Here is a 20,827-nt window from a genome sequence, read left to right as displayed (position 1 = left end):
CAAAAAAAGACCTGCAACAGAATTACAAGTCTTTTTTAGTATTGATTTTTTGCTTATTTTCATCATAAAATTCTTAAATTAATTAAAAATTTGTATGAAAAAAGCAAAGATATAAACTAAAATTAAAAACATTTTTTAATAATAGTTTATGAATTTGGCTCCTCGAGCTGGGCTCGAACCAGCGACAAATGGATTAACAGTCCATTGCTCTTTAGCTTTATTTATGTAACCTATGGGAGATTATACGAACAAATGGATATTTTTGCAAGCAATTTTAAAAAAAAATTTAACAATATTCTATTGAACGAAGATTTGAAGCCTTCTGAAATGAATAAAGAAACAGGAGTTTCAATTGATGCGGTTTACGATTACAGGGGCGGTCGCTCTGGTCCATCCGCACAAAATCTTGCTAAAATATTAAAAAAATTTCCTCAATACACTTGCTATATTTTTGATTTAGACTCTAAAACACTACCGAAACAGGTTTTTTTTAAATAGCCAGTTCTTTTGTTTATGCTATTCCTTTTACCAATAAAAAGGAATTCAAAAATGAAATTAACGAAATTATTTGATTTATATCAAGAAGAAAAACCAACATTATCGCCAAGAACAGTTGCCAAATATCATTCAATTGTCAAAATGTTTATTGTTGACGCTGGAGTGGACAATATATTTATTACTCGCAATGAGTGCATCCAATGGCGTAATAAAATTTTAGAACGATCAAGTGCTGGCAATTGCAATAATTACCATAGACATTTAAAATCTTTATTTAATGTTGCAGTCAGTCTTGGACATCTTGAGAGTAATGTGTTTAAGTCTTTTCCAATGCTAAAAAACACAGTATCAAAAAATAAAATTATTAGTAATATCACTATTGAAAAGTTGGTTTTAATGATAAATACTATTCTCAGCACGCTTGGTTTTATTTAGCAATGATTGATGTTTTTAAATTTACTGGCATTAGACGCAGGCAACTGATTGGCATTAAGTGGTGCGATATTGATATTGACGATAAAAAATTATATTTGAACGCCAAGTTTTCAAAAAATGGTAGTGCCAACATAATACCAATCAACCAAAATCTAGTTGATCACTTTATTATTTTAAAGAAGCACTCAAGAGCAAGTATTCAGGGTCAAGTGTTTAATATTACAGAATTTATAAAAAAATATAAAGGCGACCAGATGACTGAAGAACATGTGTCAAGATTGTTTGTTAAGTGGTCTAACAAGATTGGTGTGTTGGTATCATCTCACAGATTTAGGCACACCATGACCACTCAAATAGCAAATAGTGGTTGCAATCTAAAATCTTTGCAGCGGTTATTGGGTCATTCTGATATTAAAACTACATTAGAATATGTTGAGATAAATATTGACGATTTAAGAAAAATACAATCAATCTTACGGTGATTTGAATTTTTAAGTCGTCTAGGCAAGTCACATAAAAGTTCATTCGATGAGACGCATTTTAAAAAATTTAGTGGTAGCAACTCATGGGTAATAGATTTAATGAATAATAGATCTAGAAGGTACTTGGGCTGGAATACCCCATTTAAGGTCTTTGCCGAGTTAACTGGCAAAGACTATTTTTTAGGGAATTATATACCTAAATACCCTCTAAAGTCATCAGTAATAACTGTGCTTTTTGCTTGAATATTGTTGTGTATTTTACCCTGTAAAGTCTCTTTATTTGTTCTATCTATAACCATCGCCTTAACTTTGCGGATTTAGGTATATAATTCCCATTTTTTAAATAGAAATGTTGCACTTATGGGTTGAATGCACCTTTTAGAATTAATTCGTCAAAATCCATTTTATATTATTACACTGTTAGCATTTTTGCTAATATGATACCAGTAACAAGTAATCCATAAGTGGCTCTACCCACACATTTATTACAATGATAAGAGTAGCAAAGTGCCGCCCAATGCGATTGTTTCTTTAAGTTGTTTGCCAGCCTTAAATGCAGCCACTTTAGAGGCAGCAACTTCATGGTGAATCCTGTTTGTTGTTTGTCGAATAAAGCAGAACATTTGCCAAGTATTTCTCAGCAAAACTTAATTGGCTTTTTGGCTTATGAATATTCATCTTATCTCGCACAGTAGGCGGTAATCGCCTATTTGTCAAGCATTATTTTCATTATTTGCAAAATAATAATCAACTAAAATTCTCAACCTTTCTTTGTTTGAAGATGCATCAATAGATTCAAAGCGAGCATACAAATCCATATCTTTAGGGTTGTTTTTGTTAATTTTTATTGCTTTACTTATTATATTTTGCTTTGTCCATTCCTTCGATGTTCGGCGTCTCAATTCTTTTGAATGTTGACTCATTGAATTGGTTGATTTTGGTTTGTCTCCTGTTTCTTTACCCATTCTCTCTCTCCATTATTATTTTTCCAAGTTTAAAATATTATTAAAATTAAATAACATGTTGTCTTTATAGGAGTTGTAAACCTCTCCATTTTTAACATCAACATAGTAAACTCTTATCATTTCATTTGACTTAGTCACATGAATAGAAACAGATTTATTATCGTAGTCTGCTTTTAATGTCTCTTGTAAAGATTTAATTGAATCGCAAACCCTGCTATCCCCAAAATCCTTTATTTTAAATTTATTATTCATACACTTTTCTTTGTTGATTAAGTTAATAAATATTATACGCTACTATATAATAATAAGCAAACTTTTTATTAAAATAATGCTTGATTTTATTATATAGTAGCGTATAATAGTTTTTATAGGTTGAAAGCCTTGGTTAGTTTATAAACTTTACGGAGAAATTAAAAAATGGAAGACAAAACTCAAAAAATATATAAAAAAAATGATTGATATGAAAAAACATTAATACTGGCAAAGAAATGATTTCTTTGATTAGAATTTTTATTGATTTAGATTATGATATTTACGACATATACATTACCCCAAAACCTCAAACAACTTTCTAAATTTTCTTATATAGCAAACCCTAAGAAGCCCTCTTCTTTTTCTGATTCAATTTTATACTTTCTTGATACACATCCATTGGTTTTTTATATTTCAATGTTTCATGGAATCTTTGGTGATTATAAAACTCAATATAATCATCTACATCCGTGGTTAACTCACTGATAGTTTGGTATTCGTTTAAATAAATCCTTTCACATTTAGCACTTCTCCAGAAGCGTTCAATGCAGATATTATCTGTGGCTCTGCCTTTGCCGTCCATTGAGATAGTAATACCCAGTTTTTTGAGTCGCTTGGTGTGCACCTCACTGGTGTATTGACTGCCTTGATCGGTATTAAATATCTCTGGGTGCGGGTATTTTTCTAAAGCATCGTTGAGTACACTCATCACTAACTGTGAATCCATTGTGTTGGATATTCTGTGTGATAAAACAGCCTTGGAATGCCAATCAATAATAGCAGCCATATACACCATACCTCCCGCAATCTTAATGTAGGTGATGTCTGTACTCCAAACTTGATTAGCGTGGTTAATACCAAGACCTCGAAGCTTATAACTGTATTTTTTATGTGCTTTGATTGGTATGGCTGTATTAACCTGTTTAACCGCTAACACCGCTTTTAACCCCAACGCTTGGCGATAACGAGCCACTGTGTTTAAACTTACCTTGTAACCGTCTTCAAGTAGTTGTTGATGCACTTTTTTCTCACCGTAAATAGGTATTTGTTCAAACACCTTGGTGATATGAGATTTAATTTTATCTTTACGCACATTGGTACGCGGTGTGTAATATAAGCCACTCCTGTTAATGCTCAACAGTTGGCATTGTTGATTAATTGATAAAGGTTGTGTTGCAGATGTTGAAGACGGCTTGAAGTCAACTAATTGTTTAAGATTAGATAAGCCCAAGCTTTTTAGCTTTTTTGCTAACCATTCCTTCTCTACGGTTACCTTGCCTACCAGAGCTGTTAAGCGCTCATTTTGTTTTTGTGATTTAACAAGCTCTTCTTTGTATTCTTTAACCGCCTTGGATGGCTCCATGGCAATTTCAGCATTAGCAAGGAAGGTTTTCTTCCAGTTTTGTAGGTTTTGTGGAAGGATGTTATGCTTGCTAGCAATCTGCACCAAGGTGCTTTCATTTTGTAATAACTCAAGCACTAATTTTGTTTTAAATGCTGAGGTGTATTTGGTTCGTTTTTTACTCATTTTTTTACTCCGATTTTTTTTGTTTAGTTTAACGGGTTTGAAATAAGAAAGTTTAGATTGTTGTCTGAAATTGTTGGGGTTTTATAATATTAGCCGCAATTGATTTGCTAAATAATCAGAAAGGAGTGTAAGAAAATGGAAATTAAATTTTTAAAACATTCAATCAAAGTAGATGGCAAAAATTATAAATGTAATTACAGCCCAAGCTTACATGGCACATGTAGGCATGATAGTAAAATAGGCGTTATAATTACTGGTAAAGATTATGGGCACTTACCTGAAGTTCTAAATTCAAAAAATGAAAGTGACATAATGACAGATTATTTTGAAAATGATAGGGTTTTTATTGAGAAAGGCACGCAATACTTCAAGGAAGTATTGAAGCAAGCGTTACGCATTAAACACAATCAGAGTGCTTTTAATTTAGAATTTTTGAATAACCAATAGCACGATAAGCCAACACACATAATGAGCCCTTAAATCGAAAATATAGGCTTTGTTTTAAGTTGTCTATGAGTCACTGAAAATATTTTTAAAAAAAATGTACCCCATCGAATGAATTTTTATGTGACTCTATAAAAAGTATGCTACCCGCAAGGTAAAGACGATGCTTTGCATCAACTTTGATATTTTAAAGCCAAAGCCGTTGGCACGACATCCAACAGATTATCACTAGTTGCAAAGAACGCAACTAATAATAAACTGTTTACTGTCTTTTGGCTCGGAGAAGATGTTTGTATATTCGCTTTTTTTATTTGTTCGCAAAAATACTTCAATGCTCGTTGTGAATTTTCAGCCTTTCTTGTTTTTCTAGTTGCAAGAGTTTCTTGCAATAATTCAGTGAGACCTTTGTATAAATATGAATAATCATCAAAAATCCACTTTTCACCCATTGAACAAAAATTGGATTTTGCTAATCACCCCTATTTATACAAAGGTCTCATGATTTATGAAAATAATTTAATTACCGTAGAAATTGAACCCAGTGAAATCCCGTGGGTAAAAGTTTTTGCTAAGCACAAGGTGAAAGAATTTAGTGAATGCACGCTTGAGGAAAAAACGGAATTTTTTCGGGTGATTGATATTGCTGAAAAATTAATGCTGAATTATTTTAATGCAGACAAAATCAATATTGCATCTTTTGGCAATATGTTGCCACAGGTGCATTGGCATGTGATGGCACGATTTGAGTTGGACAGTTATTTCCCTGAGCCAATGTGGGGTGAGAAGCAAAGAGACGCAAAATTAGAGTTACTCGATTTTGAAACTTTCTTCAATCAACTTAAAGAACAGTTATGATTCAGATTGAAAATCAAGCACAATTAGACAGACTCAAGCAAGAACAAAATGCGTTATTGGTATTATTTGGCGGTGAAAATTGTGGTGTGTGCCAAACCATTAAACCGCAGATTGTTGCAAAATACTCAGAGAGACCTTTGCATAAATAGGGATGATTAGCAAAATGACAGATTTTATTAAATTGGAAATTTTTTAAATCCACTCCTAGCAGGGCTAAGGGTGTTTTTAAAAAGTTTGTAATTTGATGAAAGATGGCGTTTTGATGATTATTCATATTTATGCAAAGGTCTCTCTAAGTTCAAGTTTTTAAATTTTTAAATTTTTGGTTGATATTTTTCCATAAAAAAACCCGCTTTAATAAGGCGGGTTTTTGTTTTTATAGGTGTCTTACTTTATACAAGAATAAGATTATCAGTTATAAAGTGCCCTAATGCAACTGTGTCGGGAGTAGAGGAGCCACCAATACCAGAAACCCCTTGTAGATTGATAACCAAATCAGCAACATCATCTGTAACCGTGCCATCAGCATCAATCGTTAGTTTGGCACTACCTGCAGTGCCAGTATCTGACACTGTAATATATTTATTAATATTAGCAAAAAGTGTCGCTTGGTTACCACTAGCGGTAATAAAATCTTTTAAATCTAATTTATCACCACCAGCACCAAATATGAAGCCAGTTATGGTGTCTTCGCCATTATCTGTATTTGCATAAACAAAAATATCACTGCCTGCACCGCCATTTATAGTGTCGTTGCCTGCACCGCCATTTATAGTGTCGTTGCCTGCACCACCATTTATAGTATCGTCACCTGCACTACCCGTTATAGTATCGGCGTTATCGGTGCCGATATAAAAATTATATGCAAATGCCCAAGTTTTACCTGAGGTATTATCAATACCTGCAAAGTCATTACCCGAGGTGTCAGTTATAACGCCTGATGCCATTTTGATGTAATAAACGCCCGAAGTTAAACTACTTGGGTTAAGAGTGAGTGTTGTGTCGCTAATATTAGCATTAGTAATGCTAATAGTTGCAACTTTTTCTGCACTATTCCAGATTTCAACAATGCCGCCATTTGTTTTGATGTTTTCAGAAAACTCAATTACTAGATTTGAAGGCTCGCCTAAGACATTGGTATCGCTGGTTTTTTCTGTAAAGGTTGGAACTTGTTCATCTACAGACAGAGGTTGTTGAGCTTGTCCATCTACAGAAGAAGGTTGTTGATTGTAGTAGTATTTAAGGGTGCCATCATTCTTACCCGCCACCAAATCTAGGTCGCCATCGCCATCAATATCGGCTAGGGTTGGTCTGGAAGAATATCCCACATCAATGCCATTAAAAGGATTGCTGTCTCCAGTTTTTGCTTCATAAGCAGGGTTAGAAGTAGTGCCTGTATTTTGATAGTATTTAAGGGTGCCATAAACCTCACTCACTACCAAATCTAGATCACCATCGCCATCAATATCAGCCAAGGTTGGTGTGGAATAATACCCCACATCAATGCCATTAAAAGGATTGTCATCTCCAGTTTTTGCTTCATAAGCAGGGTTAGAAGTAGTGCCTGTATTTTGATAGTATTTAAGGGTGCGATTCCCCTCACCCACCACTAAATCTAGGTCACCATCGCCGTCAATATCAGCCAAGGGTGTGGAAAAATACCCCACATCAATGCCATTAAAAGGATTGCTACCTCCAGTTTTTGCTTCATAAGCAGGGTTAGAAGTAGTGCCTGTATTTTGATAGTATTTAAGGGTGCCATAAAACTCACCTACCACCAAATCCAGGTCGCCATCGCCGTCAATATCGGCTAGGGTTGGTTTGGAAGAATATCCCACATCAATGCCATTAAAAGGATTGCTATCTCCAGTTTTTACTTCATAAGCAGGGTTAGAAGTAGTGCCTGTATTTTGATAGTATTTAAGGGTGCCATCATTCTCACCCACCACCAAATCCAGGTCGCCATCGCCGTCAATATCAGCCAAGTTTGGCGTGGAATAACTTCCCACATCAATGCCATTAAAAGGATTATTGCCCGAACCTGTTTTTTCAATATACTCAAGCTTAGTCAACACTACTCTATCAGCGGTAAATACTGGTGCATTACCTGCGACATCTGTTATATTATTTAGCGTAATATCGCTTGTTGGATTGTCAATATCAAAGTCTGTAGCGGCAATGCTATCTCCGGCTTGAACGCTATATTTAAACACCAATTTCTTATCACCTGCAGTTGTAGAGGCAGTTTTATCCAAAACAAAGTCTTTGCCTGCAATGACCACTTTAGAGTCTGTGGTGTTATTAAGTTTCAAGGTCTCACTCATTGTCAAAGTTAGGCTGATAACATCCCCTGCCTTAAAAGCAGATTGTCCTGCTGGAATATCGCTTAGAGTCCATGGATTGGTCGTGATTGGGGTTGGGGCTTGAGTATCTACAGAAGAAGGTTGTTGATTGTAGTAATATTTAAGGGTGCCATAAACCTCACCCACTACCAAATCTAGATCACCATCGCCATCAATATCGGCTAGGGTTGGTTTGGAAGAATCCCCCACATCAATGCCATTAAAAGGATTGTCATCTCCAGTTTTTGCTTCATAAGCAGGGTTAGAAGTAGTGCCTGTATTTTGATAGTATTTAAGGGTGCCATAAAACTCACCCGCCACCAAATCCAGGTCGCCATCACCGTCAATATCGACTAGGATTGGTGAGGAAGAATATCCCGCATCAATGCCATTAAAAGGATTGTCATCTCCAGTTTTTGCTTCATAAGCAGGGTTAGAAGTAGTGCCTGTATTTTGATAGTATTTAAGGGTGCCATCATTCCCACCCACTACCAAATCTAGGTCACCATCGCCGTCAATATCGACTAGGATTGGTGAGGAAGAATATCCCGCATCAATGCCATTAAAAGGATTGTCATCTCCAGTTTTTGCTTCATAAGCAGGGTTAGAAGTAGTGCCTGTATTTTGATAGTATTTAAGGGTGCCATTATTCTCACCCACCACCAAATCTAGGTCGCCATCGCCGTCAATATCGGCTAGGGTTGGTGAGGCAGAATTTCCCACATCAATGCCATTAAAAGGATTGCTATCTCCAGTTTTTACTTCATAAGCAGGGTTAGAAGTAGTGCCTGTATTTTGATAGTATTTAAGGGTGCCATAAAACTCACCCACCACCAAATCCAGGTCGCCATCGCCGTCAATATCAGCCAGGGTTGGCGCAGAAACAATCCCCACATCAATACCCTCAAAAGGATTATTGCCCGAACCTGTTTTTTCAATATACTCAAGCTTAGTCTTAGCCAACACTACTCTATCAGCGGTAAATACTAGTGCATTACCTGCGACATCTGTTATATTATTTAGCGTAATATCGCTTGTTGGATTGTCAATATCAAAGTCTGTAGCGGCAATGCTATCTCCAGCTTGAACACTATATTTAAACACCAGTTTCTTATCACCTGCAGTTGTAGAGGCAGTTTTATCCAAAACAAAGTCTTTGCCTGCAATGACCACTTTAGAGCCTGTGGTGTTATTAAGTTTCAAGGTCTCACTCATTGTCAGTGTTAGGCTGATAACATCGCCTGTCTTAAAAGCAGATTGCCCTGCTGGAATATTGCTTAGAGTCCATGGATTGGTCGTGATTGGGGTTGGGTTAATGGTGTCATAAGTTACTGCTGTGCTAGTGCTAATTGTTGAATTGGTGCCATCACTAAGCGTTACTACAGCCGTGTAGGTTTTTCCATCGGCTAATTCAGATGGCATATTGGCATGTGCCAGTGTCCAAGTTTTATCATCCGCAATGGTTGGCAAACTTGAAACTGTGGCTACTGAATTACTGCCTTCAAAAAATTCAATCTTAGTAATAGATAAGGTACCTGCTCCCGCTACTGTGCCTGAGAGTGTGGTTGCATCTTTCTCGTTATTATTAATGTAATTATCATCGGCACCTGCCCAAACAATGTCGGTAGTAAGGACGATGGTTTTAAATGCCCATTGGTTGCTGTTTTTAGCAATACCCAGTGCATCGTTGCCTACCATATCCGTTATAGCACCAGAGTTCATTTCTAAATAGTAACTGCCTACGGTAAGTTTATTATTGGTTAAACCTAATGCTGATACATCAATAGTAAGTTTATCATTGGTAATGCTAAATTTATTTGTATCACTAGCGATATTAATAGTTGCTACTGTTACATCGCTACTATTCTTGATGAGAATACTGCCCGTACCTGCTTTAATATTTTCACTAAAGTCAAGCACTAAATCTGAGGTTTCCTCTAAGATAACGCTGGCTTGTGTTGTTAGAGTTGGCGCTTGTCCATCTACAAAAAAAGATTGTTGATTGTAATAATATTTAAGGGTGCCATCCTGCTCACCTGTCACCAAATCTAGGTCGCCATCGCCGTCAATATCGGCTAGGGTTGGTACGGAATAAAACTCCACATCAATGCCATTAAAAGGATTACTATCTCCAGTTTTTACTTCATAAGCAGGGTTAGAAGTAGTGCCTGTATTTTGATAGTATTTAAGGGTGCCATAATACTCACCCACCACCAAATCTAGGTCGCCATCGCCGTCAATATCGGCTAGGATTGGTGAGGAAGAATATCCCGCATCAATGCCATTAAAAGGATTGTCATCTCCAGTTTTTGCTTCATAAGCAGGGTTAGAAGTAGTGCCTGTATTTTGATAGTATTTAAGGGTACCATCACTCTCACCCACCACCAAATCTAGGTCGTCATCGCCGTCAATATCGGCTAGGGTTGGTGCGGAAAGATTCCCCACATCAATGCCATTAAAAGGATTACTATCTCCAGTTTTTACTTCATAAGCAGGATTAGAAGTAGTACCTGTATTTTGATAGTATTTAAGGGTGCCATAAGACTCACCCATCACCAAATCTAGGTCGCCATCGCCGTCAATATCGACTAGGATTGGTGAGGAAGAATATCCCGCATCAATGCCATTAAAAGGATTGTCATCTCCAGTTTTTGCTTCATAAGCAGGGTTAGAAGTAGTGCCTGTGTTTTGATAGTATTTAAGGGTGCCATCATTCTCACCCACTACCAAATCCAGGTCGCCATCGCCGTCAATATCAGCCAAGTTTGGCGTGGAATAACTTCCCACATCAATGCCATTAAAAGGATTATTGCCCGAACCTGTTTTTTCAATATACTCAAGCTTAGTCAACACTACTCTATCAGCGGTAAATACTGGTGCATTACCTGCGACATCTGTTATATTATTTAGCGTAATATCGCTTGTTGGATTGTCAATATCAAAGTCTGTAGCGGCAATGCTATCTCCAGCTTGAACACTATATTTAAACACCAGTTTCTTATCACCTACAGTTGTAGAGGCAGTTTTATCCAAAACAAAGTCTTTGCCTGCAATGACCACTTTAGAGCCTGTGGTGTTATTAAGTTTCAAGGTCTCGCTCATTGTCAGTGTTAGGCTGATAACATCGCCTGTCTTAAAAGCAGATTGTCCTGCTGGAATATTGCTTAGAGTCCATGAGTTAGTAGCCGTTGGAGTTGGGTTAATGGTGTCATAAGTTACTGCTGTGCTAGTGCTAATTGCTGAATTGGTGCCATCACTAAGCGTTACTACAGCCGTGTAGGTTTTTCCATCAACTAGTGCAGTTGGCATATTGGCATGTGCCAGTGTCCAAGTTTTATCATCCGCAATGGTTGGCAAACTTGAAACTGTAGCCACTGAATTACTGCCTTCAAAAAATTCAATCTTAGTAATAGATAAGGTACCTGCTCCCACTACTGTGCCTGAGAGTGTGGTTGCATCTTTCTCGTTATTATTAATGTAATTATCATCGGCACCTGCCCAAACAATGTCGGTAGTAAGGACGATGATTTCAAATGCCCATTGGTTGCTGTTTTTAGCAATACCCAGTGCATCGTTGCCTACCATATCCGTTATAGCACCAGGGTTCATTTCTAAATAGTAACTGCCTACGGTAAGTTTATTATTGGTTAAACCTAATGCTGATACATCAATAGTAAGTTTATCATTGGTAATGCTAAATTTATTTGTATCACTAGCGATATTAATCGTTGCTACTGTTACATCGCTACTATTCTTGATGAGAATACTGCCCGTGCCTGCTTTAATATTTTCACTAAAGTCAAGCACTAGATCTGAGGTTTCACCTAAGGTAACACTGGCTTGTGTTGTTAGAGTTGGAACTTGTCCATCTACAGAAAAAGGTTGTTGATTGTAGTAATATTTAAGGGTGCCATCAACCTCACCCACTACCAAATCTAAATCACCATCGCCGTCAATATCGGCTAGGGTTGGTGAGGAAGAACGCCCCACATCAATGCCATTAAAAGGATTGTCATCTCCAGTTTTTGCTTCATAAGCAGGGTTAGAAGTAGTGCCTGTATTTTGATAGTATTTAAGGGCGCCATAATACTCACCCACCACCAAATCTAGGTCGCCATCGCCGTCAATATCGACTAGGATTGGTGAGGAAGAATATCCCGCATTAATGCCATTAAAAGGATTGTCATCTCCAGTTTTTGCTTCATAAGCAGGATTAGAAGTAGTGCCTGTGTTTTGATAGTATTTAAGGGTGACATCACTCTCACCCACCACCAAATCTAGGTCGCCATCGCCGTCAATATCGGCCAGGGTTGGTGTGGAAAAATCCCCCACATCAATGCTATTAAAAGGATTGCTACCTCCAGTTTTTACTTCATAAGCAGGGTTAGAAGTAGTGCCTGTATTTTGATAGTATTTAAGGGTGCCATCATTCTCACCCACCACCAAATCTAGGTCGCCATCGCCGTCAATATCGGCCAGGGTTGGTGCGGAAAAATACCCCACATCAATGCTATTAAAAGGATTGCTACCTCCAGTTTTTACTTCATAAGCAGGGTTAAAAATAGTGCCTGTATTTTGATAGTATTTAAGGGTGCCATAAAACTCACCCACCACCAAATCCAGGTCGCCATCGCCATCAATATCAGCCAAGATTGGCGTGGAATAACTTCCCACATCAATGCCATTAAAAGGATTATTGCCCAAACCTGTTTTTTCAATATACTCAAGCTTAGTCTTAGCCAACACTACTCTATCAGCGGTAAATACTGGTGCATTACCTGCGACATCTGTTATATTATTTAGCGTAATATCGCTTGTTGGATTGTCAATATCAAAGTCTGTAGCGGCAATGCTATCTCCAGCTTGAACACTATATTTAAACACCAGTTTCTTATCACCTGCAGTTGTAGAGGCAGTTTTATCCAAAACAAAGTCTTTGCTTGCAATGACCACTTTAGAGCCTGTGGTGTTATTAAGTTTCAAGGTCTCGCTCATTGTCAGGGTTAGGCTGATAACATCGCCTGTCTTAAAAGCAGATTGTCCTGCTGGAATATCGCTTAGAGTCCATGGATTGGTCGTGACTGGGGTTGGGGCTTGAGTATCTACAGAAGAAGGTTGTTGATTGTAGTAATATTTAAGTTTACCACTCTGCCCACCCACCACCAAGTCTAGGTCGCCATCACCATCAATATCAGCTAGGACTGGTGCGGAATAATCCCCCACATCAATGCCATCAAAAGGATTGCTGTCTCCAGTTTTTGCTTCATAAGCAGGGTTAGAAGTAGTGCCTGTATTTTGATAGTATTTAAGGGTGCCATAAGCCTCACCCATCACCAAATCCAGGTCGCCATCGCCGTCAATATCGGCTAGGGTTGGTGAGGAAGAATATCCCACATCAATGCCATTAAAAGGATTGTCATCTCCAGTTTTTACTTCATAAGCAGGGCTAGAAGTAGTGCCTGTATTTTGATAGTATTTAAGGGTGCCATTCCTCTCACCCACCACCAAATCTAGGTCGCCATCGCCGTCAATATCGACTAGGATTGGTGAGGAAGAATATCCCGCATTAATGCCATTAAAAGGATTGTCATCTCCAGTTTTTGCTTCATAAGCAGGATTAGAAGTAGTGCCTGTGTTTTGATAGTATTTAAGGGTGCCATCATTCTCACCCACTACCAAATCTAGATCACCATCGCTGTCAATATCGGCTAGGGTTGGTGCGGAATAAATCCCCACATCAATGCCATTAAAAGGATTATTGCCTCCAGTTTTTGCTTCATAAGCAGGGCTAGAAGTAGAGCCTGTATTTTGATAGTATTTAAGGGTGCCATCATCCTTACCCGCCACCAAATCTAGATCACCATCGCCATCAATATCAGCCAAGGTTGGTGTGGAATAATACCCCACATCAATACCCTCAAAAGGATTATTGCCCAAACCTATTTTTTCAATATACTCAAGCTTAGTCAACACTACTCTATCAGCGGTAAATACTGGTGCATTACCTGCGACATTTGTTATATTATTTAGCGTAATATCGCTTGTTGGATTGTCAATATCAAAGTCTGTAGCGGCAATGTTATCCCCAGCTTGAACGCTATATTTAAACACCAGTTTCTTATCACCTGCAGTTGTAGAGGCAGTTTTATCCAAAACAAAGTCTTTGCCTGCAATGACCACTTTAGAGCCTGTGGTGTTATTAAGTTTCAAGGTCTCACTCATTGTCAGTGTTAGGCTGATAACATCCCCTGCCTTAAAAGCAGATTGTCCTGCTGGAATATCGCTTAGAGTCCATGGATTGGTCGTGATTGGGGTTGGGGTTGGGGCTTGAGTATCCACAGAAGAAGGTTGTTGATTGTAGTAGTATTTAAGGGTGCCATCATCCTTACCCACCACCAAATCTAGGTCGCCATCGCCGTCAATATCGGCTAGGGTTGGTGAGGAATAACCTCCCACATCAATGCCATTAAAAGGATTATTGCCTCCAGTTTTTACTTCATAAGCAGGGCTAGAAGTAGTGCCTGTATTTTGATAGTATTTAAGGGTGCCATTCCTCTCACCCACCACCAAATCTAGGTCGCCATCGCCATCAATATCGGCTAGGGTTGGTTTGGAAGAATCCCCCACATCAATGCTATTAAAAGGATTGCTACCTCCAGTTTTTGCTTCATAAGCAGGGTTAGAAGTAGTGCCTGTATTTTGATAGTATTTAAGGGTGCCATCATCCTCACCCACCACCAAATCTAGGTCGCCATCGCCGTCAATATCAGCCAAGTTTGGCGCAGAAACATACCCCACATCAATGCCATTAAAAGGATTGTCATCTCCAGTTTTTGCTTCATAAGCAGGGTTAGAAGTAGTGCCTGTGTTTTGATAGTATTTAAGGGTGCCATTACCTTCACCCACCACCAAATCTAGGTCGCCATCGCCGTCAATATCGGCTAGGGCTGGTGAGGAAGAATATCCCGCATTAATGCCATTAAAAGGATTGTCATCTCCAGTTTTTGCTTCATAAGCAGGGTTAGAAGTAGTGCCTGTGTTTTGATAGTATTTAAGGGTGGCATTACCTTCACCCATCACTAAATCCAGGTCGCCATCGCCGTCAATATCAGCCAGGGTTGGCGCAGAAGCATTCCCCACATCAATACCCTCAAAAGGATTATTGCCCGAACCTGTTTTTTCAATATACTCAAGCTTAGTCAACACTACTCTATCAGCGGTAAATACTGGTGCATTACCTGCGACATCTGTTATATTATTTAGCGTAATATCGCTTGTTGGATTGTCAATATCAAAGTCTGTAGCGGCAATGTTATCCCCAGCTTGAACACTATATTTAAACACCAGTTTCTTATCACCTGCAGTTGTAGAGGCAGTTTTATCCAAAACAAAGTCTTTGCCTGCAATGACCACTTTAGAGCCTGTGGTGTTATTAAGTTTCAAGGTCTCACTCATTGTCAAAGTTAGGCTGATAACATCCCCTGCCTTAAAAGCAGATTGTCCTGCTGGAATATCGCTTAAAGTCCATGGATTGGTCGTGATTGGGGTTGGGTTAATGGTGTCATAAGTTACTGCTGTGCTAGTGCTAATTGTTGAATTGGTGCCATCACTAAGCGTTACTACAGCCGTGTAGGTTTTTCCATCGGCTAATTCAGATGGCATATTGGCATGTGCCAGTGTCCAAGTTTTATCATTCGCAATGGTTGGCAAACTTGAAACTGTGGCTACTGAATTACTGCCTTCAAAAAATTCAATCTTAGTAATAGATAAGGTACCTGCTCCCGCTACTGTGCCTGAGAGTGTGGTTGCATCTTTCTCGTTATTATTAATGTAATTATCATCGGCACCTGCCCAAACAATGTCGGTAGTAAGGACGATGGTTTTAAATGCCCATTGGTTGCTGTTTTTAGCAATACCCAGTGCATCGTTGCCTGACATATCCGTTATAGCACCAGAGTTCATTTCTAAATAGTAACTGCCTGCGGTAAGTTTATTATTGGTTAAACCTAATGCTGATACATCAATAGTAAGTTTATCATTGGTAATGCTAAATTTATTTGTATCACTAGCGATATTAATCGTTGCTACTGTTACATCGCTACTATTCTTGATGAGAATACTGCCCGTGCCTGTTTTAATATTTTCACTAAAGTCAAGCACTAAATCTGAGGTTTCCTCTAAGATAACGCTGGCTTGTGTTGTTAGAGTTGGCGCTTGTCCATCTACAGAAGAAGGTTGTTGATTGTAGTAATATTTAAGGGTGCCATCATTCTTACCCACCACCAAATCCAGGTCGCCATCGCCGTCAATATCGGCTAGGGTTGGTGCGAAAAATTCCCCCACACTAATGCCATTAAAAGGATTACTATCTCCAGTTTTTGCTTCATAAGCAGGGTTAGAAGTAGTACCTGTATTTTGATAGTATTTAAGGGTGCCATAAACCTCACCCACTGCCAAATCTAGATCACCATCGCCATCAATATCAGCCAAGGTTGGTGTGGAATAATACCCCACATCAATGCCATTAAAAGGATTGTCATCTCCAGTTTTTGCTTCATAAGCAGGGTTAGAAGTAGTGCCTGTGTTTTGATAGTATTTAAGGGTGCCATTACCTTCACCCATCACTAAATCCAGGTCGCCATCGCCGTCAATATCAGCCAAGGTTGGTGTGGAATAATACCCCACATCAATGCCATTAAAAGGATTATTGCCTCCAGTTTTTGCTTCATAAGCAGGGCTAGAAGTAGTGCCTGTATTTTGATAGTATTTAAGGGTGCCATTCCTCTCACCCACCACCAAATCTAGGTCGCCATCGCCGTCAATATCGACTAGGATTGGTGAGGAAGAATATCCCGCATCAATGCCATTAAAAGGATTGTCATCTCCAGTTTTTGCTTCATAAGCAGGGTTAGAAGTAGTGCCTGTATTTTGATAGTATTTAAGGGTGCCATTCTGCTCACCCACCACCAAATCTAAGTCGCCATCGCCGTCAATATCAGCCAAGATTGGCGTGGAATAACTTCCCACATCAATACCCTCAAAAGGATTATTGCCCGAACCTATTTTTTCAATATACTCAAGCTTAGTCTTGGTCAACACCACTCTATCAGCGGTAAATACTGGTGCATTACCTGCGACATCTGTTATATTATTTAGCGTAATATCGCTTGTTGGGTTGTCAATATCAAAGTCTGTAGCGGCAATGCTATCTCCAGCTTGAACGCTATATTTAAACACCAGTTTCTTATCACCTGCAGTTGTAGAGGCAGTTTTATCCAAAACAAAGTCTTTGCCTGCAATGACCACTTTAGAGCCCGTGGTGTTATTAAGTTTCAAGGTCTCACTCATTGTCAGTGTTAGGCTGATAACATCGCCTGTCTTAAAAGCAGATTGTCCTGCTGGAATATCGCTTAAAGTCCATGGATTGGTCGTGATTGGAGTTGGGTTAATGGTGTCATAAGTTACTGCTGTGCTAGTGCTAATTGCTGAATTGGTGCCATCACTAAGCGTTACTACAGCCGTGTAGGTTTTTCCATCGGCTAATTCAGATGGCATAGCAGAATGTGCGAGTGCCCAAGTGCCGTCAGCTGCAACAGCTGGTAATCCTGAAGTTATTGCTGTGCCTACTGTATTACTACCTTCAAAAAACTCAATCTTAGTAATAGATAAGGTACCTGCTCCCGCTACTGTGCCTGAGAGTGCGGTTGCGTCTTTTTCACCATCATTAATGTAGTTATCATCGGCACCTATCCAAGCGATTGTGGTAAAAAGTGCTTTGGTTGCAAATACCCATTGGTTAGTATCTTTAGTAATGGCAGCAGCATCGTTACCCGCTATGTCAGTTACTGTGCCTGCATCCATGGTGATATAGTAACTGCCTTGGGTTAATTTATTATCAGTTAAACCTAATGCTGACACATCAATGGTGAGTTTATCGCCAGCAATTCTGAATTTAGTTGTCTCAGTAATATTAATGGTTGCTATTACTCCATCATCACTACCTTTAATAACAATACTACCTGTACTACCTGCTTGAATGTCTTCATTAAAATCAAGTATCAGGTCTGAGGTTTCACCCAATTCGGCCGAAGCTTGTGTTGTTAGGATTGGGGCAGTGTTGTCCACTACCACATCATTAGATTCAGCTGAAATAAGTGCTGTTGCAGTGAGTGCATTTGGCGCAAGGGTATCAATAACCTGAACATCATTTGCTGCAACCATATTTCTATTACCAGCAATATCTACAAATTTATCAGCAGCAACGCTAACTTCTAGATTGCCTTGAGTATCTGTATTGGGCACAACAATTAAGGTATAGGCTTTATTGGCATTAACACCTGTGGTAACCAATACTAAATCAGCACCATTTTTAATAGCGCCATTAGTAATAACAATGTCATCTTTGGTAAACTCTGTTACTACCTCGTTAAAGGTAAAGGTAAAGATGATTTCTTCACCTGCTTTGGTTGTAGCGTCTTCATTATCGGTAATGGTCAAGGTTGGTGCAACCGTATCAACTTTAAAATCACCTATTTTCTCTATCGCTGGGTTACTAGCAGTATCTTTTATATTGACTTTATAGCTGTAAGTTTGTCCATGGGTTAATGCTTGTAAATCTGTGGCTGTAACAGTAATGGTTGCACTATTGCTGGTAACAGTACCTGTATAAGTTTTTTGGTTAATAACTAGTGAGACTTCTTGATTGTTTTCTACACCAGTTGTGGCAACTGTTACAGTGCCATTTCTGTTGTCTTCAATAGCGTTTAAAATATCTCCCCAGTTTAGTGTAATGTCCCCAATAGTTGGCACTACATCATCAACATTACGGTCTAATTCAATAGGATAAGTGCCTGTGGTGGCAACTATATTACCTGCTACATCGGTTACCCCTGTCAAGGCAATTGCACTTGCATTGGTAATCTCAAAATCTGCTTTATTGATACTATCATCGACTTTGACAGTGTAAGTAAAGAATAATTGTTTTAACTCATCTGCTGATGCCCCTGCTTTGGCGGCACCTTTGCCGGTATTTAGTGTAAATTCCTTATTACCAATGGTCACTTTGCTACTGGTAGCATTGCTTAACGAGAGTGCTTCATTAGTTGTCATGGTTAGCTCAATAACATCACCTACTTTAAAGCCTGATTGCCCATCTGTTGGTGAATTGACTGCCCAGTCTGTTATGGTTGGGGCTATGGTGTCAATTAGAACAGGGGTAGCGTTACCACCTGTACTTGTACCACCACCTGTTGAAGATAAATTTATCTCAATCGTATAGGTCTCACCACTGACTAAAGTCGGTATTTTACTATTGGCTAATGTCCATTCGGCACCATTGGCAGAGGCAAAAGTGGGTAGATTACTGGTCTCTACAACTCTGTCATTGGCTGCTGTTCCACTGGCTGCTTTAAATGTAATAGCACTGATAACAACGCCTGCTGCACCGCCAGAATTTGTTAATGTGCCTTGAATGGCAAGTGTGCTAAATTCACTGGCATTGATGCCATTGTCGCTAACAGAGTTGCCACTTGCATCTACCCATTGTGCTGTGGTGGTGAATGAAGAAACCAGAAAGCCCCAACCGCTATTGCTGTCAATACCCTCATAATTATTACCTGCAGTATCTTTAAAAGTGCCTGCATCAATTTTGACATAGTAATTCTTATTGACTATTAAATCACTACCTGGATTAATAGTGATAATTTTGTTAGTGCTATCAAGACTAACTTGGTTGGCTATATCAATCGTAATAAGAGTGCTAGGGTTGGCTTTATCATAAATGACAATACTGCCTGCTGTGTTTATTGTAACTGCCTCTAAAAAGGTCATCGTTAAGTTTGCATTAGGTGCCATATTGCCACTGAGTGTTGCTACCGGGGCTTTGGTGTCAATTGCTTGCTCGTTATTTGCCGCTGCTGCGCTGTAAGCATTGCCCGCACTGTCTGTAATTGCAGGATTAGCAGACACTGACACGGTTAACTTAGAGCCTACATCTAGGTCACTGCTAGGTACAACGGTCAAGGTATAGACTTTACCTGCATCAGCAGGTGTTGTGCTGGCAATTAAGTCAGTACCTGTCTTAATAGCACCATTGCTGATGTTGATAACACTTTTATCAAAACCTGTTACTGCTTTACTGAAGGTAAAGGTGTAGGTGATTGTATCGCCAGTTTTAAGGGTTAAAGTATCAGCCTTGTCATCGCTGATAATCAAAGTTGGGGCTTGAGTATCAAAACTTTGGTTATTGCTGGCAGCAGCTGATTTTAGTGCTGTGTTAACTTTAGAAGTAGCAGCATCAACGGCAACTGTAAGGCTTATTATGCCTTTGCTGTTTGCAGGAGGGGTTAGTGCTAAAGTGTAGACACTTTCACTACCATCAACAGGGGCAAAAGTACCTTTTGTGCCGCCTGTAACTGTAATATCATTTATATCAAAATCTGTAACTGCTTCATCAAAAGTAAAGGTATAGGTAATAACTTCACCAACTTTAGCGGTGTCGGACTTGTCATCAGTAATACTTAAACCAATCCCCAAACCTGGAGTTGACTCGCTGTTGTCAATATCACTGGATGTAATCTTCTTAAAACCGTTTGAACCTAGTAGCCCGTCAGTGCCTGATATATCAATCTTAACAAAACCATTTGCAAAATAAACCCTGTCGCCATTAGAGGCTGTGAAGGAGACTTCTTCTTGGTATTCAGTACCGTTAATATTAACAGTTCTTTTGAAGGTGTAGGTATTGCCATCTAGTGTTTGTTCGTAGTTGTTAAAAGTGCCGGTTAAATAAATTGAATCATTGCCACCTGTTGAAGTAAGCCCTGTTGCATCGACTTTGGTGCCTTGTCCTACATAGACGGCATCGTCTCCACTATTGCCAGATGCTTTTAATGCTTGTCCGTGAGATTCAAGTCCGGTGATATCGGAATACCAGTTGACGAAGAAGCCGTTGGTGTTGCTGATGAAGTATTTTGTTTGTCCTGGCATGGGGTTGTCCTTTGTGTTGTTATAACTGATTATTAATTATAC

Annotated in this window: 12 protein-coding genes; 5 read left to right on the top strand and 7 right to left on the bottom strand. The window is 38.9% G+C overall.

Going from position 1 to position 20,827, the window contains the following annotated elements:
• Positions 1–252: 252 nt before the first annotated feature.
• Genes AB8525_RS10065 through AB8525_RS10055 form a run of 3 tightly spaced genes read left to right on the top strand, consistent with a single transcriptional unit; the run spans position 253 to position 1,415 of the window.
• The gene (locus AB8525_RS10065) at positions 253–498 is read left to right on the top strand and encodes a helix-turn-helix domain-containing protein (RefSeq protein ID WP_369177747.1); all 246 of its coding nucleotides are present in this window, start codon (positions 253–255) and stop codon (positions 496–498) included.
• A 51-nt stretch (positions 499–549) separates the two neighbouring features.
• Positions 550–933: a hypothetical protein gene (locus tag AB8525_RS10060; RefSeq protein WP_369177745.1), complete on the top strand. Its 384-nt coding sequence runs from the start codon at positions 550–552 to the stop codon at positions 931–933.
• Between the two features lie 2 nt (positions 934–935).
• Positions 936–1,415, top strand: a complete 480-nt coding sequence (locus AB8525_RS10055) for a tyrosine-type recombinase/integrase (protein ID WP_369177743.1) — start codon at positions 936–938, stop codon at positions 1,413–1,415.
• 485 nt (positions 1,416–1,900) lie between these two features.
• Here the strand turns inward: AB8525_RS10055 and AB8525_RS10050 are convergent, their stop codons facing one another.
• From AB8525_RS10050 to AB8525_RS10035, 4 genes are all read right to left on the bottom strand, one after another.
• A complete protein-coding gene (locus AB8525_RS10050; RefSeq protein ID WP_369177741.1) occupies positions 1,901–2,038 on the bottom strand; it encodes a hypothetical protein in 138 nt (45 codons plus the stop codon).
• 90 nt (positions 2,039–2,128) lie between these two features.
• Positions 2,129–2,380, bottom strand: coding sequence for a hypothetical protein (locus AB8525_RS10045; protein ID WP_369177739.1), 252 nt, complete (start codon positions 2,378–2,380; stop codon positions 2,129–2,131).
• A 15-nt stretch (positions 2,381–2,395) separates the two neighbouring features.
• On the bottom strand, positions 2,396–2,632 hold the full coding sequence (locus AB8525_RS10040) for a hypothetical protein (protein WP_369177737.1): 237 nt from the start codon (positions 2,630–2,632) through the stop codon (positions 2,396–2,398).
• Positions 2,633–2,975: 343 nt separating this feature from the next.
• On the bottom strand, positions 2,976–4,160 hold the full coding sequence (locus AB8525_RS10035; protein ID WP_369150786.1) for an IS3 family transposase: 1,185 nt from the start codon (positions 4,158–4,160) through the stop codon (positions 2,976–2,978).
• Positions 4,161–4,295: 135 nt separating this feature from the next.
• Between AB8525_RS10035 and AB8525_RS10030 the strand changes: the two genes are divergently transcribed.
• Positions 4,296–4,607, top strand: coding sequence for a hypothetical protein (locus AB8525_RS10030; RefSeq protein ID WP_369177736.1), 312 nt, complete (start codon positions 4,296–4,298; stop codon positions 4,605–4,607).
• A gap of 170 nt (positions 4,608–4,777) precedes the next feature.
• Here the strand turns inward: AB8525_RS10030 and AB8525_RS10025 are convergent, their stop codons facing one another.
• A complete protein-coding gene (locus AB8525_RS10025; protein WP_369177734.1) occupies positions 4,778–5,053 on the bottom strand; it encodes a hypothetical protein in 276 nt (91 codons plus the stop codon).
• Between the two features lie 10 nt (positions 5,054–5,063).
• On the opposite strand from AB8525_RS10025, the gene AB8525_RS10020 reads away from it, so the two are divergent.
• Entirely contained in the window at positions 5,064–5,459 is a 396-nt protein-coding gene (locus AB8525_RS10020; RefSeq protein WP_369177732.1) for an HIT family protein, read from the top strand.
• A 13-nt stretch (positions 5,460–5,472) separates the two neighbouring features.
• Here the strand turns inward: AB8525_RS10020 and AB8525_RS10015 are convergent, their stop codons facing one another.
• Positions 5,473–5,733 carry a hypothetical protein gene (locus tag AB8525_RS10015; protein WP_369177730.1) on the bottom strand — a complete coding sequence of 87 codons (261 nt, stop codon included), beginning with the start codon at positions 5,731–5,733 and terminating at the stop codon, positions 5,473–5,475.
• Positions 5,734–5,851: 118 nt separating this feature from the next.
• Complete coding sequence (locus tag AB8525_RS10010; RefSeq protein ID WP_369177728.1) at positions 5,852–20,785, bottom strand: FG-GAP-like repeat-containing protein; 14,934 nt, start codon at positions 20,783–20,785, stop codon at positions 5,852–5,854.
• Positions 20,786–20,827 lie beyond the last annotated feature (42 nt).

It is taken from the genome of Candidatus Thiodubiliella endoseptemdiera (assembly GCF_964212635.1).
Classification (GTDB): Bacteria; Pseudomonadota; Gammaproteobacteria; order PS1; family Pseudothioglobaceae; genus Thiodubiliella; species Thiodubiliella endoseptemdiera.
Note: the sequence above shows the minus strand (reverse complement) of the source record. Positions and strands in the feature narration are given on the sequence as shown.

What these genes read in the sequence shown, in the direction of transcription:
- AB8525_RS10010 (WP_369177728.1), bottom strand. Translation starts at nt 20,785, where the DNA reads ATGCCAGGACAAACAAAATACTTCATCAGCAACACCAACGGCTTCTTC.
- AB8525_RS10015 (WP_369177730.1), bottom strand. Translation starts at nt 5,733, where the DNA reads ATGAATAATCATCAAAACGCCATCTTTCATCAAATTACAAACTTTTTA.
- AB8525_RS10030 (WP_369177736.1), top strand. Translation starts at nt 4,296, where the DNA reads ATGGAAATTAAATTTTTAAAACATTCAATCAAAGTAGATGGCAAAAAT.
- AB8525_RS10055 (WP_369177743.1), top strand. Translation starts at nt 936, where the DNA reads ATGATTGATGTTTTTAAATTTACTGGCATTAGACGCAGGCAACTGATT.
- AB8525_RS10050 (WP_369177741.1), bottom strand. Translation starts at nt 2,038, where the DNA reads ATGTTCTGCTTTATTCGACAAACAACAAACAGGATTCACCATGAAGTT.
- AB8525_RS10025 (WP_369177734.1), bottom strand. Translation starts at nt 5,053, where the DNA reads ATGGGTGAAAAGTGGATTTTTGATGATTATTCATATTTATACAAAGGT.
- AB8525_RS10040 (WP_369177737.1), bottom strand. Translation starts at nt 2,632, where the DNA reads ATGAATAATAAATTTAAAATAAAGGATTTTGGGGATAGCAGGGTTTGC.
- AB8525_RS10060 (WP_369177745.1), top strand. Translation starts at nt 550, where the DNA reads ATGAAATTAACGAAATTATTTGATTTATATCAAGAAGAAAAACCAACA.
- AB8525_RS10035 (WP_369150786.1), bottom strand. Translation starts at nt 4,160, where the DNA reads ATGAGTAAAAAACGAACCAAATACACCTCAGCATTTAAAACAAAATTA.
- AB8525_RS10045 (WP_369177739.1), bottom strand. Translation starts at nt 2,380, where the DNA reads ATGGGTAAAGAAACAGGAGACAAACCAAAATCAACCAATTCAATGAGT.
- AB8525_RS10065 (WP_369177747.1), top strand. Translation starts at nt 253, where the DNA reads ATGGATATTTTTGCAAGCAATTTTAAAAAAAAATTTAACAATATTCTA.